Below are 14,317 nucleotides of genomic sequence, written 5' to 3'. Positions count from 1 at the left end.
AGAGAGCGCCCCCATGAGCTTCCACATCGTCGAGCAGGCCGAGCCCCGCCTCAATCGCAGCGAACTTGCCGTGCCGGGCAGCCAGACCAAGCTGTTCGAGAAGGCGGCGAAATCGGCTGCGGATGTGATCTTCCTCGACCTCGAGGATGCGGTGGCGCCCGACGACAAGCCGCAAGCGCGTAAGAACGTCATCGAAGCCATCAACGATATCGACTGGGGCAATAAGAGCCTGTCGGTCAGGATCAATGGGCTCGATACCCACTACATGTACCGGGATGTGGTGGATGTGCTCGAGCAGGCTGGCGACCGGCTCGATCTGATCATGATCCCGAAGGTCGGAACGGCGAGCGATGTCTATGCGGTCGACATGCTGGTCACGCAGATCGAAGCGGCCAAGGGGCGCAAGAAGCGTATCGGGTTCGAGCTCATCATCGAGACGGCGCTTGGCATGCAGAATATCAATGCCATTGCCGCTGCGAGCAGACGCAACCAGTCGCTGCATTTCGGTGTCGCGGATTACGCGGCCTCAACAAAGGCCAAGACCACCAATATCGGCGGTGCCAATCCGGATTACGCTGTTCTCGCGGATAAGCAGGGAGATGGCCCGAGGGAGATCTATTGGGGCGATATGTGGCACTATGCGATTGCCCGGATGGTGGTGGCGGCGCGCGCCAATGGGTTGCGGCCGATCGATGGCCCGTTCGGCGACTTCTCAGACCCTGATGGCTATCGCGCGGCGGCGAAACGGGCAGCCGCTTTGGGGTGCGAGGGAAAGTGGGCGATCCATCCCTCGCAAATTGCCTTGGCGAATGAGGTGATGAGCCCGAGCGAGGCGGAGATCGCCCAAGCGCGACGGATCCTCGAGGCCATGGATGAGGCAGCGAAAGCCGGCCGGGGCGCCGTTTCGCTCGATGGCAAGCTCATCGATTATGCCTCGATCCGCCAGGCAGAGGTTCTGGTGAAGAAGGCGGAGCAGATCGCGACTCAGTAGCCGCGTTCCTGCCGGCGCTATCGGCCAGGCGCCTGAGATCGGCTGTTGTGAGCCTGCCATCATGGAGGGCGGTTGCGACCAGAGCTCCCGAGATGCCCGCTTTGGCGAGCGTGGCGAGATCGGCGGCGTCACGCACGCCGCCCGCAGCAATGATCTTACGCTTCCCGGATGCAGCCTTGATGCGGGCAAGACGTTCAAGATCCGGCCCCATGCCGCTGCCGACTCTGGCGAGGGTCATCACGATCACCCGTGAGGGCCAGAGATCAGGAGCTGCCAGCAGTTCGGCGGGGCCGATAAACTCGTCGCCGCGGAAGTCGAGTGACAGGGCGATCCTCGGCTCATGGCGCAGCATCGCTATGTGTCTTCCGTCGCGCTGAGATTCGCTGCCCAGCACGAGTATGCCAGGCTCGCGTGCCAGCCACGTTTTGGCTTCCTGCACATCCGCCGTGCCGCGATCTACCCAGAATTCCATGCCGGGGTATTGCCGGGCGAGATCAGCTGCTAGGCTGGAATTGTCGCCGGTGCCCGCGATCGCGTCGAGGTCGGCGATATAGGCGTGCCGGAAGGGATAGAGGGTCAGCAGACCGGCCAGCACGTCGTCAGGTTCGGCGGTCGCGCTCAAAGGTGTCGCGATCGGCTGATAGGTGCCGCGCTCGCCGCGCCTGGCATGGACGACTAGGCCGTTCTTCACATCGATGACCGGGATGATATCCATGTGCCTGACCGAGACGTGAATGGGCGAGGGAATGACAGTGGCAGCGACGATCGGATGGGACATCGGTGGCGCTCATGTCAAGGCCGCGCGGGCCGAAGATGGGCGCATCGTGGCGGCTGTGCAGGTGCTGTGCCCGCTGTGGAAAGGGCTCGACCAGCTCGATGATGCGTTGCTGGCTGCACGGCGCACGGTCGGCAGTGCGGATCGTCACGGCGTCACCATGACCGGGGAACTGTCAGATGTCTTCGCCAATCGCGCCGAGGGAGTGCGAGGGCTGAGCGCGATCATGGCCGCAAAGCTCGCGCCGGCGACAGTTCAGATCTATGGCGGGCGGGCCGGCTTCATCGCGCCGGATCAAGCGGGCCAGCACGAATTGGATATCGCCTCGGCCAATTGGCATGGCAGCGCCAGCATCGCGGCGCGGCTGTGCAAGGATGGGCTGTTCGTCGATATGGGCTCCACCACGACCGACATCATCCCGTTGCGGGATGGGGCCTGGGCGGGGTGTGGCTATACAGATGCAGAGCGGCTCGTCGAGGGGGAGCTCGTCTATACCGGATATACCCGTTCGTTCCTCATGGCGATTTGCGATCGCGCGCCGTTCCGCGGCCGCTGGACCACGCTGATGAACGAGTATTTCGCCACGATGGCGGATGTGTTCCGGATTCTTGGCGAGCTCGACGAGGCGGTCGATCAGCATCAGACGGCTGACAATCGGGAGAAGACGGTTGCTGCCTCCTGTCAGCGCCTCATGCGCATGATCGGTCGGGACGCTTCTGATGCCACGCTTGCTGAGTGCCAAGCCCTCAGCCGTTGGTTTGCAGAAATGCAGCTGAGGCAAGTGGGAGAGGCGGTGGCACTGGTGGTGTCTCGCGGTGACTGGGATGCCAGCATGCCGGTGATTGGGGCCGGCATCGGCAGGCCCGTGATTCGGCGCCTGGCTCAGCGCTTGGGGTGTGAATATCTCGATTTCGATGGCCTCGTTCCGAGGTCTCCGGCCGCTGCTGAGGCGGCTTCGGCCTGCGCGCCGGCCGCGGCGGTCGCCTTGCTCATGCAAGATGAGGTATCACATCCTGGGGAAGTCAGCTGGGAGGCGGTGCGATGACCTTGATGCTCGCGAGTGTGACGAATGCCCACGAGGCGGAGACAGCCATCGCCGGGGGCGCCGATGTCATCGATCTGAAGGATCCGGCCAAGGGTGCTCTCGGAGCTTTGCCGCTCGCGACCGTGCAGGGGGTCGTGCAGGCGGTGAGCGGACGGGTGCCAACCAGCGCCGTGGTCGGCGATCTGCCGCTCGAGGCCGCCGTTTTGCGGGATGCCGTACAGGCCATGTCGGCAACGGGTGTCGACTTCGTCAAGGTGGGGCTGTTGGGTGCGAATAACGGCTCGGAGCTCGATGCCTGCCTTGCGGCGCTGGCGCCATGTGCGGCGCATGTGAAGCTGGTTGCGGTGGCGTTCGCAGATCAAGGCTTTCCGGCTGATCTTGCCGGCCGGCTTGCTGCGAACCGGTTTACGGGCGTGATGCTCGATACGGCGGATAAAGGGGCAGGACGGCTTCTGGAGCGGATGAGCATCCGCGCATTGCGCGATTTCGTGGAACGGGGCCGCGCTGTTGGCTTGCTCACCGGATTGGCCGGCGCACTCGAAGCACCCGACATACCCCGTCTCCTGCCGCTCAAGCCGGATGTGCTCGGCTTTCGCACGGCACTGTGCCGCCACGGTGACCGCACGGCAGGAATTGAGGAACGGGTGGTGCGGTCGATCGCTGCCCTGGTTCATGCGACCGCCAGCGAACCGGTTGAAATGAAAGTGGCACCAGTCGGGCCGGATCGCGTCATCGTGCAGGACCTGGTGGTCTCGATGCCGCTTGGCGCCTATGCACGGGAGCGCGACCGCAAGCAGAAGGTGCGCTTCGATGTGACGGTGGACCTCGCCCCGCGTCGCGCCAGCGGCGATGATATGGGGGATGTGTTTTCATACGATGTGATCACCGATGCGGTGGCGGAGCTTGCCGAAAGCGGCCATTTCACCTTGGTCGAGACGCTCGCCGAGGCGCTCGCCGCCCGTATTCTTGCTGAACCACGAGCGCAGCGGGTGACCATCCGGGTGGCCAAGCTTGAGCTTGGCGGGGGTGCGATCGGCGTCGAGATCACTCGTGCCAGGATGGGAGCCGATGGATAGGGCGGATGCATCGGGACTCGTGATCGTAAAGCTGGGCGGCGCGCATGCGCTCAGTCCAGATCTCGCGGATGAGCTTGACGCGCTCGCTGGCTGGCGCAGGCCCATGGTGCTGGTGCCCGGCGGGGGGCCGTTCGCGGATGCGGTGCGGCAGGCACAGCCGGTGATGGGATTGGATGACAGGGCTGCTCATCACATGGCGCTGCTCGCGATGGAGCAATTCGGCCTCGCAATCTGCAGCCTTGATGATCGCTACGTGCCGGCCAGCCGCACCGATGGTTTCGCGCAAGCGCTGAGTGCTGGCCAAATTCCCGTATGGCTGCCGAGCCAAATGGCCCTTGCTGATCCATCCATCGAGATGTCGTGGCGGGTCACCTCAGACAGTCTTGCTGTGTGGCTCGCGGGGCAGCTCGGCGCATGCGACGTGGTGCTGGTCAAGCGCATAGCCGAGCCAGTTGCAGAGAGCGACATTGGCGTGCTTGTCGGAACGGGCGTGGTGGACGAAGCCTTGCCTGAGATGCTCCAGCGCTATCCCGTGCGTCTCAGCATCATTGGACCCTTGGGGCAGGGGATCGCCGTGGCATGAGTAAGCTCGCCACACCACGCTGGGGATGGGCGATCACGGGGTCGGGGCATTTCGTCACCGAAACCATGGAGCTGATGGCAGAGCTCGACCATCTCGACATCTTCGTCAGCAAGGCGGCCGAAGAAGTCGTGCGGATGTATCGGAAAGAGCTGTCGCTCAATCGCTCCGTCAGGATCTACAAGGACAAGGCCGCCAGTGCCCCGCCGGTCGGCAATTTCTATTACGGCGTCTATCACACGCTGATCGTGGCGCCGGCGACCTCCAATACGGTCGCCAAATGCGTGTTCGGCATTTCCGATACGCTCGTGACCAATATCTTCGCCCAGGCGGGCAAATGCCGGGTGCCGGCGATCGTGTTTGCGTGTGATACCGCGCCCGAGCATGACACGATGGCGCCCAAGGGGATGGTCAAGGTCTTTCCCCGGCGCATCGATCTTGAGAACACGGCGCGGCTGAAGACGTTCGAGGCAACCACGGTGGTTGAAAGCCTCGATGAGCTGAAGGCAGCCATCGCCGCCCGCAAATCCGAGCTGTCTGGCGAACCGGCGGCGGCCGGCCATGGCTGAGACGCTGCTGTTCGTCACCGGTCATCTGGCGCGGCCGCGGCTTGAGAAAACGTTGCAACGGCTCGGGGATACTCCCTTCGGTTGGGAAATCTTCGATATCGGTGTCAAGGTCGCGGCGCTGATGACCGAAGCCATCATCCTGCGGCGGCTGCCAAGACCTGTTCGTGCCGACCGCGTCATCCTGCCGGGCCGGGCGCGGGTTGATCTCGGCCGATTGCAGGATGCCTTCGGCGTGCGGTTCGAGCGCGGCCCAGACGAGGTTGCGGACCTGCCGGTGTTTCTCGGCCGCGCCCGTACCGCCCCAGATCTCTCCCGCTATCGGGTGAGGATTTTCTCCGAAATCGTGGATGCGCCGTCCTGCAGTGTCGATCATCTGCTTGAGCGGGCGCTTGCCATGCGCGAGGCAGGCGCCGATGTCATCGATATTGGCTGTCTGCCGGATACACCATTTCCGCATCTCGAAGATGCCGTGCGCGCGCTGAAGGGGGCGGGGCTCACGGTCAGCGTCGATTCGGCCGATCCGGGCGAATTGCGGCGCGGTGCGGAGGCGGGCGTCGACTGGCTGCTGAGCCTGAGTCACAGCACACTCGATATTGCGCGCGACACATCGGCCGGCGCGGTCCTGGTGCCCTCCAAGCACGGGGATCTCGCCTCGCTTTACGAAGCAATGGAGCTCGCGGAGAAGGCGGGGCTGACCTGGATCGCGGACCCGATCCTTGACCCCATCCATTTCGGCTTCACCGCGTCCATCGAGCGTTATGCCGAGGTCCGGCGGGCGTATCCCGATGCACCCCTGCTGATGGGGACCGGTAATCTCACCGAGCTTACGGACGCTGACAGTGGCGGCATTACCGCGATGCTCATGGGCATATGTTCCGAGCTTACGATCGACAATGTGCTGGTGGTCAATGTGAGCGGGCATACGCGGCGGACCATCCAGGAGCACGATGCCGCGCGACGTGTCATGCTGGCGGCGCACGAGGATCTCAGCCTGCCGCGCGATTATGGACGCATGCTGCTGCAATTGCATGACCGCACGCCGTTTGCGTCTTCGCCAGAGGATATCGCGCAGCTGGCGGCGCAGGTGCGCGATGCGAATTTCCGGATCGAGGTCGCTGACGATGGCATTCACGTCTACAATGCGAAAGGGCATCACGTTGCCGGCGATGCCATGTCACTGTTTCCTCTGCTCGGGGTTGAAGCGGATGGGCCACATGCGTTCTATCTCGGGACCGAGCTCATGAAGGCCGAGATCGCCTACAGGCTCGGCAAGCGTTTCGCCCAGGATGAGCCGCTCGATTGGGGCGCTGCGGTGGACCGGGCGAGCGAGGATCTCACCCGCCTTGCCAGAGCTGGACACACGTTGCGCGCAAAAGGGCAGGGCGGTGAATGATGCCGATGATCCGCGAATGCGTGGTGACGACGGCGGACGGACCTGAGGCGGAGTGCGCGGTGCATATCGCGCCGCTGGGGCTCATCGTGCAGGAGCCTTATTGGACCATTGCGCCCTTCCGGCCATCGAGCACACTGGACAATCTGCGGGCGCACCCGTTTGCGGTTGCCAATTTCATCGATGATGTCCGGATCATCGCGGGATGTCTCACGGGGCGGCGCGACTGGCCGCTTGCAACCGTCGACGGGTTCCCGGTGCCGCGGCTTGCCGCTTGCCTCGCGCATGCGACGCTTGTGGTTGAGGATGTCGAGGAGGATGAACAGCGTCCACGCTTTCGCTGCCGGGTGCTGGAGGTGGTCAATCATGCGCCCTTCATGGGCTTCAACCGCGCCAAAGCGGCGGTCGTGGAACTGGCCATTCTGGTGAGCCGCCTCGACATGCTGCCGCGTGAAAAGATCGAGGCGGAGATTGCTTATCTCAGCATTGCGGTGAGCAAGACGGCCGGGCCACAGGAGCAGCTTGCCTGGGACTGGCTGATGGAGCGCGTGCGGCAGCATTTTGCCCAGCCGGCCTGACCAGGAACCAGGTATTTCGGCCGCGCCCGAACCGTCTCCCACTGACAGGTCCCGCACCGCCAGCTAGACTTGGCGCCATGACCGCACAGGCTTCAGTGAACCGCATGGCGGAAGTCGCCGCACTCATTGGCGATCCAGCACGGGCGAGCATCCTTTCCGCGCTCATGGCCGGGCGCGCACTCACGGCCGGTGAACTTGCTTGGCATGCGGGTGTCAGCGCTCAGACCACGAGTGGCCATTTGGCCAAGCTGTTGGCTGCCAGGCTGATCCGCGTGGAGAAGCAGGGGCGGCACCGCTATTACCGGCTCGCATCCACCGAGGTTGCGCGACTCATGGAGACTCTGATGACGCTTACCGCAGGAGAGCCGGTCTTGCGGCGGGTGGTGGGGCCAAAGGATGAGGCCCTGCGGCTCGCCCGCACTTGCTATGATCATATGGCGGGGCGGCTGGGTGTCGCTCTGGCGGATGCGCTCGCGGCACAGGAATACGTGGTCCTGGGCGAGGGTGCCGCGGTCATCACCGATGCTGGCTGGCAGTTCTTCGACGCACTCGGCCTGGACCTTTCATCTCCGGGCCATAGCCGGCGGCCCATCTGCCGGGCCTGTCTCGATTGGAGCGAGCGCCGGCCGCATCTCGCGGGTCGCCTGGGGGCTGCCATGCTCGACCGCTTCCGCAGCCTCGGTTGGGTGCAATCGGTCCCTCATAGCCGGGCGCTCCGGCTGACGCCCATAGGGGAGCGGCACGTCCCAGCCCAATTCGGCCTGGCCGATGGCTGGCAGCAGGCCGCGCTGTGAGGCATCACCGGGTCTAGCCCGGTGATGTGTAGGATATTGACGAGGCTTACGGAATTCGCGCCGGTGATCAGGCGGCCGCGAAAGGATGCTTCACGCTGCTGCGCTTTGCAGTGACTTCGGCCGCGCTCGGCTCGCCGGCAACGGCGCGGGCGATCGCTTCCTTGGTGGCGCGGTAATTGAACTCCTGGATCTTCTTGTCGTCGGTCGCCTCCCAGTGGATGAAGACGCCGACGCAGATGAAGACGTCGTCGGCTTCGTCAGCCGGGATGACGCCCTCGGCGACCGAATCCTGTACGGCCATCGCGACGCCATGCTGCGCGGGACCGAACATCTGCACGGCCTGCTTGGCGCCCTTGATGGTCACCTTGTTGAACATCACGGTGTTCGGCTTGCAGGGCAGGTTGGGCGCGATCACCGCGAGCAGGCTGGTGAAACCGTCCTTGTTGTTGACCAGCGCATTGCAGAAGGCGGATTCCGCTGCACTGCCGCGCGGCCCCATGATCAGGTCGATATGGGCGACCTCATTGCCGTCGCCGACCAGCGACTCGCCCACCAGCACCTTGTTGATTTTCGCCATAGGCCAAATACCTCCCTTGCATGCGACTGGCCGTGCCGAAGCCGCGGGTTCCACTGAAACAGCTATCCTTGTTGTCAGCATCCAGCAAGGCGCCGGACCGGTTGGCCGGATAGGGCGGACGCTTGCTCCGCTTGCGGGCAGTCAACCACTCCCGGTCGAATTCTTCAAGAGCCCCTGCAGGTTGTCAGCAAAGAGGGTGGCGACGGTCAGGTCCGCGCAGGTGCCGGGATTGAGGCCGCGGTCCTTCAATGCGCTGTCGAAGTCAAGGAGCCGGCGGAGGACGGCCTGGCCATCGGCAAGCTGCAGCAGCTCGCCCAGGATCATCTTCGCTTCGTTGCGGACCTGTGTTGCCGCTTCCATTCCGAATTTCCGGGCGATATGACTGTCGGGACCGGCTGACAGGTGATTCAGATACACAGCTGTTGCCGGCCACCAATCGGCGAGGCCACGGGTGCGTTCAGCATCCAGCGCGTCGAGGCCGGCGCCAAAGATCTCCTCGAACTCATCGGTATAGGCCTGGGCAATCCGGTCGCGGGCGGCTGCTGCCGCCATGGCCTCGAGCAAGGTGCAATCCGCCGGCTCGTTTACGTCATGCGCGGGCGCTCTGCCCAAGCCCGCGGGGCTCGCCAATACGATTGCCTCGAAGGCGAGGTCGGCATCCTCCACGGTCAGCTCGTCGAGTATTTCTGAGAGGGAAGTCCGCAGCGGACCATCACGCTCGGCCGCGGCGGCCAGGGGTGCACAGAGGAGGAGGATGCCGAGATTGGTATTGCAGCCAACCGCAATCTTGGTGGCAGCCACGGCATCGAGGATACGGGTGCCAACGGCAGTGCCTGGTTCGCAAAGGGCGGTCGAGGCCGCCTCGGCACTGGTGAGGAACTGCTCGATGGTCATGCCGTGACCATCGGCGAAAAGGTGCACATTGCCGGGCTTGGGCGCATTCAGCTCAGCCCGGCAGGCCGCAATGAAGGCGGTGGCTATGGCTTCTTTCGGCAGGCTCATCCCGCAATTCTCCGCGCCGCCCGAGCCCTTATAGCTTCGATGAGCGCTCGGGTAATCTCAAGCGGAATATCGATATCTGCAACTCTTCTGAGGCCGCTCCAGGCCGGCATGGAGTTCACCTCCAGGACCACGGCTTCACCAGGAGCGTGGCGGAGAATATCCACACCGGCGAAGTCAGCCCCGACGGCAGCGGAAGCCCTGACGGCGATATCACAGAGCTCATCGTCCGGGGTGACAGGCTCCGGCTCACCGCCCTGCTTGATATTGGTGATCCAATGGTCGCTGCGGCGTGACATGGCGGCGACGGCGCGGCCGGCTACGACGAAGACCCGGTGGTCACGGTAGCCGTCACGGTGAAGCCCCATGAACCGCTGGAGGTAGTAGACGCCTGCCACATCCTCAGGCGGGGGCAGCTCGTCGGCTTTGCGGATCAAGCGCAGGCCCTTGCCTTGCGCGCCGAAGAGCGGCTTCAAGACCAGGGGCCCGTGAACCTCCTCGCGGCGCAGGATCGCCTCGGCCTCTTCGCGGCGCTCCACGGTCCAGGTCGGTGGCACCGCAATGCCGTTGTGGGCGAGCAGGAAGGTGGTCGTTGATTTGTCCACGCAGCGCTCGATCGCGCGTGCATCATTCCACACGAGAACGCCGGCTTCGCGCAATCCGTGCAGGATGCCGAGGCGCCGGGTCACGGCTTCGAAGCTGCCGGCTGCGATTGTGCGTACAAGCGCCGCGTCGGGCAGGCCATCGAGGCCTGGAATGCGGATCCCACCCGGGGCACCGGTATCGAAGCTGCAGGCGGCGAGACTGGCGCGGCAGACGCTCGCACCTTGCGCGATCAGCCGTTTTTCCAGGGCATTCGCATGGCCATCAGTGCTGTCGGCAAAGAGGGCGATGCGAGGCGGGTCAAGCGCAACACGGTGCAGCATGTCTGCCACTCGGCTGATCAGGTGAAAGAGCGATCGAGGAGCGCAGGCGAGATCTTGCCAGCATGGAAGCTGAGGCCGTGCTCAATGGCGGTGACAGTCGCGGAAGCCGGGCTGAACAGCAGCGGGTCGATCGCGTAGAAATCGCCGTTGAAGCGCTTGAAGATCTCCGAAAACGGCTCGCCGAAATCGCGCGATGTATTGCTTGGCAGATTGCGGGCGAGCTCTTGCGCATCGGAGGCCGGGCCGAGCACGAAGAGATGGACATGGCCGCCATAGATGATCGCGTCATTGGTGCGGCCCAGGGCCGTGACGAAATCGGGGTGGGGCGGTGAAATCGGCGCGCTGCCCATGCCATCGACGATGCGATCGAGGGGGAAATGCAGGCTGTGCGCTTTATGGAGCGCGACCTCGAGCACCCGGGCGACCACCTGCAGCGTGCCGGCGAGGGAGCGTGTCGGCGCATAAATCAGGGTGAGCCGATCGGGCCGAATTCCGCAGTCACTTGCCACTTTCTCGACGATGGCCGACGGTGGTGCCTTATCGGTCTCAAGGACGAGGACCGCCGCGTCAAAGTCGTCGCGGTAGGCAAGCTCCTGATAGATCGGCTCACGGGCGGCGAGCGCGCGCGCAGGTCCGGAGCCCAGGGCAAAGAAGGCGCCGCGACCCTCGCCATGGCTGAGGCTCCAGCCGGCATATTGGCTGGCAAGACAGGCGGTGACGGGCTGGGACGAGCGCACATTCACGACCCAAGGCCAATTGACGATGCCAGGGCTGGAGGCAATCGACATCTCGCCCAAGCCGCCCATGCAGATGCGCGCCAGCATAAGCCCTGCTTCGAGGCCGCCCTGGACCTTTGATCCGGCATCGATCAGGCGCTCGCCAGATGCACCGCTCGTTATGGCGAGGCGCAGCGCATCGGCATTCGCCACCATGGCCTCGACCAAGTGCAGGGCATTGGCATTGATGCTCGGGGGCGCCATGGGTCAGCCTCTCTCCAAGATTGCGCGCATGGCCGCCTTGCGGCTCCTTGATAGGGCGCGAGCCTCATCGACCGTCCCGGCGCGCGCAGTAATCGTACAGAGCGGCCAGCCTCTCTCCACTCTTGTGTCCGGCGCCTGGCGATCGGCGGTCCATTCGGGCCAATCACATGCCGGAACCGCGCTCACGCAGCGCGTGGCATACAGGATTTCGGCCACGGCCGCATCATCGAAGATGAGCGGTTCCGCCCACGTCGCTCGACAATGCTCTGGCGGCAGCTCTCCGCGGCAGGCAGCGACGTGATAGGCGAAGAGCTGGCCGTTGCGGTCGTGGAAAACGTCGAGGCTGCCACCGGGGCGAGGGTTGATCTCGATGAGCCAGTACTTCTCGCGGTCGAGGCGGAAATCCGCGCTGTTGAGGCCGTTCAGGCCGGCGGCCTGGCTTATTCGTTTCACCGCCTCAGCCATCGCGACCGCCATGGTTGCATCGAGCGCAGCCGGGCGAGCAGCGCCCCCATAGGCGAAGGGTGCGGCATCAGGGTCGGTCCATTGCTCGCTGAAGCCAATCACCTCGCAATGGCCGAGCCCGGCGCAGAACAGGGCCGAGACCGAGCGCTCACCTATGAAAGGCTGCAGATACTCTCCTTCCTGCAATGGCGCACCGTTGAAGTGTCTGACATGGGTGCCGCCCGAGCCACCCGCGCGCTTCACGAGAAGCTTGCCGGGTGCGATCTCGGATAGGGTTGCAACGCCGGGGTGAGGGATGTCGAGCTCGCGGCATAAAGCAGCAAAGCGCAAGGGGTGCTTGATCAGGCGAGTGGTCTCCGCATCGTTCCCCAGCAAGGGCCAGCGTTCGCCCAAATCCGCAATGAGGTCTGGGCGGCCATCGAAGCCACCGCCATAGACGATGCCGAGCGGCTCGCGCCCCGTCGCAAGGGCTTCAAGGGCTTGGAGCAGAGCTTCCCGGTCGAATCCCAGGGCAAGGTCGCCGGGGACCACGGCCCAGGCATCTGCCAATCCTCTCGTGTCGAGATCGCCGAACAGGTCGGCCACAAGGGGGGCGAAGCCCGCCTTGCGCGCAGCAGCTACGAGAGCCCGGCCGGAGATCGCCACGATCAGGATGGCCGGCCGGCCCAAATCAGTCATTGCACAAGAGTCCGGGCCAGCACGAAGGCGTCGCGGAAGTCATAAGCCACGGGCTTTTCGGCCTTCAGCATCTGTTTGAACAGGCCGGACTGAGTTTGATATTTGATGCCGCCAATGGCGAGCGCGCCCAGGCCCAGCACCTGGGTTTGGCCGATCGGCTCACCATTGGCCGTCGGCGACAATCCCTCGATGCCGGCCGGGGGGACCGCGTTCACATCGGCTGCGATCAGCAGGCTATCTGCGCTGGCGAGAAGGGCTGACGACAGGATCTGGACACCAGCCTTGCCGGCGGTGAGCACGATCTCGGTGCCCATCAATACCTGTTCCTTCTTCTCATCATCGCTGCCATCCGCAAAGCGTGCTGTCACATCGAAACGGGCTTCGATCTCGTTGGACAAGCGTTCGACGCGGGTCCGGCCATCATGGCCAACCAAAGTCACCTCGGCGCCTTCGAGGGCCGCAATGACGGCGGAGGAGAAGCCCACCACGCCGGTTGCACCGAATACCGCGATCTTTGCTCCTTTAAGCGCGCGGTCGTGGTGGGCGCGCAGCAAGCGCTCGATCTTGGCGATCATCGCCGCCGCCGTGGTGAAGGAGCCCGCGGGATCAGCAAAAAGGGAGATGACAAAGGGCGGCACGAAAGCGCGCTTGGCGAGCTTCAGCATGTCGAGCGCGACGATCGCGTCCTTGCCACTGATGAACAGGCCGGTTTTCCGCCCGAGCTTGGGCGAACGGGAGAAAATCGCGTCCTGAACCAGGCCGGCGACCTCATCGAGCGTCACGTTTGTGTAGGTGCTCAGCACGTCAAAGCCTGCATCCGCAGCCATGTTGATGTCGAACGGGCTCACATGCTTGAGCGGCGTCACCATGTGCAGGATCGATTTGTCGGTCATGGGCATCTCGCCTTCAATCGGTCGGACAGGTCTCCGCGACCGTGATCGAGGCCTTCCGATTGGAGGCCTTCACCACGCGGATATCCAGGTCGGTTGCGAATGGTTGCATGCGCAGTGCATCAGCCATGTGGGCGGCCGCCTCGAGCGAGGGCGCGAAGGCAAAGCCGGTGGGGCCCCAGGAGCTCTGGCCGACCCCGGTTCCGCCTGCGGCGGCGAGATGTTCGATTGCACGCGCGACATCGGGGCTGGTGAAGCGGCCACCTTGAATGGGCGCGAAATAGTCCCCCAGCAGCCCCTGGATCTCGGAGATCCCGGTTCCGAAGCGGGCAAGATCGCGTTCGACCACCGCCGGCAGAACCTGCATCAGGAGCAGACGGCAGATGGTGGCTGCCGTTTTGGCGGCGAAGGGCGGCAAGTCGAGGAAGGCTTCCGTCTCCTCCTGACCATGGGCACCTTTCAGTTGATCATCCAAGACCAGGATGATGCCCCATTCCTCGGGAAAACGGTGCTGCGCGATGATCGGCGGGGGGCCGCTCGCCTCGCTTCGACCGCCATCCACCACAAAGCCGCCGGTCTCAAAGAGGCCGATGCCGATGCCCGAGCGAGCCCCTCGGCCCAATCGGGCTGCGTCACCTCGGATATCGAGCGGCAAACCATGCAGACGCCGCAGTGCCGCGGCCAGGGCAAGGGCCATCTGGGTGCCCGAGCCGAGCCCCGCATGAGACGGAATGGCTGATTCGATTTGGACCTGATGACAATAGCGCGGCAGGCGCAGCGCCTCTTCCAGGGCTGCTAGATAGCGCGTTGCCCGCTCCTGATCCGGCCCGCGCACTCCGGGGGTTCGGGAAACCGACATCGTCAGGCGCGTGACCGGGACCTCGATCGAGAGGCCCAGGCTGCCGAAGCGCCGACCCAATCCGCCTTCCATGTCCAGGAAGCCCAGATGCAGGCGCGCTGGCACCGTCACGCTCACGCTGTTCGGCATCTCTCATGCTCGTTTC

General features: G+C 64.3%; 16 protein-coding genes. 8 read left to right on the top strand and 8 right to left on the bottom strand.

Annotated features, from left to right (window positions below; genetic code table 11):
• Positions 1 to 13: 13 nt before the first annotated feature.
• Positions 14 to 991 (top strand): HpcH/HpaI aldolase/citrate lyase family protein, encoded by a 978-nt coding sequence (locus tag RCF49_RS08420; protein WP_342643579.1) that lies wholly within the window; start codon positions 14 to 16, stop codon positions 989 to 991.
• Here the strand turns inward: RCF49_RS08420 and RCF49_RS08415 are convergent.
• A complete protein-coding gene (locus RCF49_RS08415; RefSeq protein WP_342643578.1) occupies positions 921 to 1,769 on the bottom strand; it encodes a HisA/HisF-related TIM barrel protein in 849 nt (282 codons plus the stop codon). The two genes, RCF49_RS08420 and RCF49_RS08415, sit on opposite strands and share 71 nt — an antisense overlap.
• On the opposite strand from RCF49_RS08415, the gene RCF49_RS08410 reads away from it, so the two are divergent.
• From RCF49_RS08410 to RCF49_RS08380, 7 genes are all read left to right on the top strand, one after another.
• Positions 1,738 to 2,811 carry a hydantoinase/oxoprolinase family protein gene (locus RCF49_RS08410; RefSeq protein WP_342643577.1) on the top strand — a complete coding sequence of 358 codons (1,074 nt, stop codon included), beginning with the start codon at positions 1,738 to 1,740 and terminating at the stop codon, positions 2,809 to 2,811. The two genes, RCF49_RS08415 and RCF49_RS08410, sit on opposite strands and share 32 nt — an antisense overlap.
• The gene (locus RCF49_RS08405) at positions 2,808 to 3,887 is read left to right on the top strand and encodes a (5-formylfuran-3-yl)methyl phosphate synthase (RefSeq protein ID WP_342643576.1); all 1,080 of its coding nucleotides are present in this window, start codon (positions 2,808 to 2,810) and stop codon (positions 3,885 to 3,887) included. Before RCF49_RS08410 ends, RCF49_RS08405 begins: the two co-directional genes overlap by 4 nt.
• Positions 3,880 to 4,470 carry a dihydroneopterin aldolase gene (locus tag RCF49_RS08400; RefSeq protein WP_342643575.1) on the top strand — a complete coding sequence of 197 codons (591 nt, stop codon included), beginning with the start codon at positions 3,880 to 3,882 and terminating at the stop codon, positions 4,468 to 4,470. Before RCF49_RS08405 ends, RCF49_RS08400 begins: the two co-directional genes overlap by 8 nt.
• Entirely contained in the window at positions 4,467 to 5,036 is a 570-nt protein-coding gene (locus tag RCF49_RS08395) for a flavoprotein (protein ID WP_342643574.1), read from the top strand. Before RCF49_RS08400 ends, RCF49_RS08395 begins: the two co-directional genes overlap by 4 nt.
• A complete protein-coding gene (locus RCF49_RS08390) occupies positions 5,029 to 6,429 on the top strand; it encodes a DUF6513 domain-containing protein (protein ID WP_342643573.1) in 1,401 nt (466 codons plus the stop codon). Before RCF49_RS08395 ends, RCF49_RS08390 begins: the two co-directional genes overlap by 8 nt.
• Positions 6,429 to 7,004 (top strand): DUF447 domain-containing protein, encoded by a 576-nt coding sequence (locus RCF49_RS08385; RefSeq protein WP_342644158.1) that lies wholly within the window; start codon positions 6,429 to 6,431, stop codon positions 7,002 to 7,004. The genes RCF49_RS08390 and RCF49_RS08385 overlap by 1 nt, the downstream gene beginning before the upstream one ends.
• Positions 7,005 to 7,081: 77 nt before the next feature.
• The gene (locus tag RCF49_RS08380; protein ID WP_342643572.1) at positions 7,082 to 7,798 is read left to right on the top strand and encodes an ArsR/SmtB family transcription factor; all 717 of its coding nucleotides are present in this window, start codon (positions 7,082 to 7,084) and stop codon (positions 7,796 to 7,798) included.
• 67 nt (positions 7,799 to 7,865) lie between these two features.
• Here RCF49_RS08380 and fae read toward each other — a convergent pair whose 3' ends face one another.
• The 7 genes from fae to RCF49_RS08345 all read right to left on the bottom strand — a co-directional run bounded on the left by fae (position 7,866) and on the right by RCF49_RS08345 (position 14,301).
• Complete coding sequence (gene fae / locus RCF49_RS08375) at positions 7,866 to 8,375, bottom strand: formaldehyde-activating enzyme (RefSeq protein WP_342643571.1); 510 nt, start codon at positions 8,373 to 8,375, stop codon at positions 7,866 to 7,868.
• Positions 8,376 to 8,516: 141 nt separating this feature from the next.
• Complete coding sequence (locus RCF49_RS08370) at positions 8,517 to 9,377, bottom strand: triphosphoribosyl-dephospho-CoA synthase (RefSeq protein ID WP_342643570.1); 861 nt, start codon at positions 9,375 to 9,377, stop codon at positions 8,517 to 8,519.
• On the bottom strand, positions 9,374 to 10,300 hold the full coding sequence (locus RCF49_RS08365) for an ATP-grasp domain-containing protein (RefSeq protein WP_342643569.1): 927 nt from the start codon (positions 10,298 to 10,300) through the stop codon (positions 9,374 to 9,376). Before RCF49_RS08365 ends, RCF49_RS08370 begins: the two co-directional genes overlap by 4 nt.
• Before the next feature lie 17 nt (positions 10,301 to 10,317).
• Complete coding sequence (gene mch / locus RCF49_RS08360) at positions 10,318 to 11,280, bottom strand: methenyltetrahydromethanopterin cyclohydrolase (protein WP_342643568.1); 963 nt, start codon at positions 11,278 to 11,280, stop codon at positions 10,318 to 10,320.
• 3 nt (positions 11,281 to 11,283) lie between these two features.
• Entirely contained in the window at positions 11,284 to 12,423 is a 1,140-nt protein-coding gene (locus RCF49_RS08355; RefSeq protein WP_342643567.1) for an ATP-grasp domain-containing protein, read from the bottom strand.
• The gene (locus tag RCF49_RS08350) at positions 12,420 to 13,316 is read right to left on the bottom strand and encodes an NAD(P)-dependent methylenetetrahydromethanopterin dehydrogenase (RefSeq protein ID WP_342643566.1); all 897 of its coding nucleotides are present in this window, start codon (positions 13,314 to 13,316) and stop codon (positions 12,420 to 12,422) included. Before RCF49_RS08350 ends, RCF49_RS08355 begins: the two co-directional genes overlap by 4 nt.
• A gap of 13 nt (positions 13,317 to 13,329) precedes the next feature.
• Positions 13,330 to 14,301, bottom strand: coding sequence for a beta-ribofuranosylaminobenzene 5'-phosphate synthase family protein (locus RCF49_RS08345; RefSeq protein WP_342643565.1), 972 nt, complete (start codon positions 14,299 to 14,301; stop codon positions 13,330 to 13,332).
• Between the last annotated feature and the right edge of the window lie 16 nt (positions 14,302 to 14,317).

It is taken from the genome of Rhodoligotrophos sp. CJ14, assembly GCF_038811545.1.
Taxonomy (GTDB): domain Bacteria; phylum Pseudomonadota; class Alphaproteobacteria; order Rhizobiales; family Im1; genus Rhodoligotrophos; species Rhodoligotrophos ferricapiens.
This window is presented reverse-complemented; position numbering and strand designations above follow the sequence as displayed.

Bases quoted from the DNA above. Each gene is read 5' to 3' on its own strand.
- fae (WP_342643571.1), bottom strand. From the start codon at position 8,375: ATGGCGAAAATCAACAAGGTGCTGGTGGGCGAGTCGCTGGTCGGCGAC.
- RCF49_RS08415 (WP_342643578.1), bottom strand. From the start codon at position 1,769: ATGTCCCATCCGATCGTCGCTGCCACTGTCATTCCCTCGCCCATTCAC.
- RCF49_RS08400 (WP_342643575.1), top strand. From the start codon at position 3,880: ATGGATAGGGCGGATGCATCGGGACTCGTGATCGTAAAGCTGGGCGGC.
- RCF49_RS08370 (WP_342643570.1), bottom strand. From the start codon at position 9,377: ATGAGCCTGCCGAAAGAAGCCATAGCCACCGCCTTCATTGCGGCCTGC.
- mch (WP_342643568.1), bottom strand. From the start codon at position 11,280: ATGGCGCCCCCGAGCATCAATGCCAATGCCCTGCACTTGGTCGAGGCC.
- RCF49_RS08350 (WP_342643566.1), bottom strand. From the start codon at position 13,316: ATGACCGACAAATCGATCCTGCACATGGTGACGCCGCTCAAGCATGTG.
- RCF49_RS08420 (WP_342643579.1), top strand. From the start codon at position 14: ATGAGCTTCCACATCGTCGAGCAGGCCGAGCCCCGCCTCAATCGCAGC.
- RCF49_RS08390 (WP_342643573.1), top strand. From the start codon at position 5,029: ATGGCTGAGACGCTGCTGTTCGTCACCGGTCATCTGGCGCGGCCGCGG.
- RCF49_RS08410 (WP_342643577.1), top strand. From the start codon at position 1,738: ATGACAGTGGCAGCGACGATCGGATGGGACATCGGTGGCGCTCATGTC.
- RCF49_RS08385 (WP_342644158.1), top strand. From the start codon at position 6,429: ATGCCGATGATCCGCGAATGCGTGGTGACGACGGCGGACGGACCTGAG.
- RCF49_RS08355 (WP_342643567.1), bottom strand. From the start codon at position 12,423: ATGACTGATTTGGGCCGGCCGGCCATCCTGATCGTGGCGATCTCCGGC.
- RCF49_RS08395 (WP_342643574.1), top strand. From the start codon at position 4,467: ATGAGTAAGCTCGCCACACCACGCTGGGGATGGGCGATCACGGGGTCG.
- RCF49_RS08380 (WP_342643572.1), top strand. From the start codon at position 7,082: ATGACCGCACAGGCTTCAGTGAACCGCATGGCGGAAGTCGCCGCACTC.
- RCF49_RS08405 (WP_342643576.1), top strand. From the start codon at position 2,808: ATGACCTTGATGCTCGCGAGTGTGACGAATGCCCACGAGGCGGAGACA.
- RCF49_RS08345 (WP_342643565.1), bottom strand. From the start codon at position 14,301: ATGCCGAACAGCGTGAGCGTGACGGTGCCAGCGCGCCTGCATCTGGGC.
- RCF49_RS08365 (WP_342643569.1), bottom strand. From the start codon at position 10,300: ATGCTGCACCGTGTTGCGCTTGACCCGCCTCGCATCGCCCTCTTTGCC.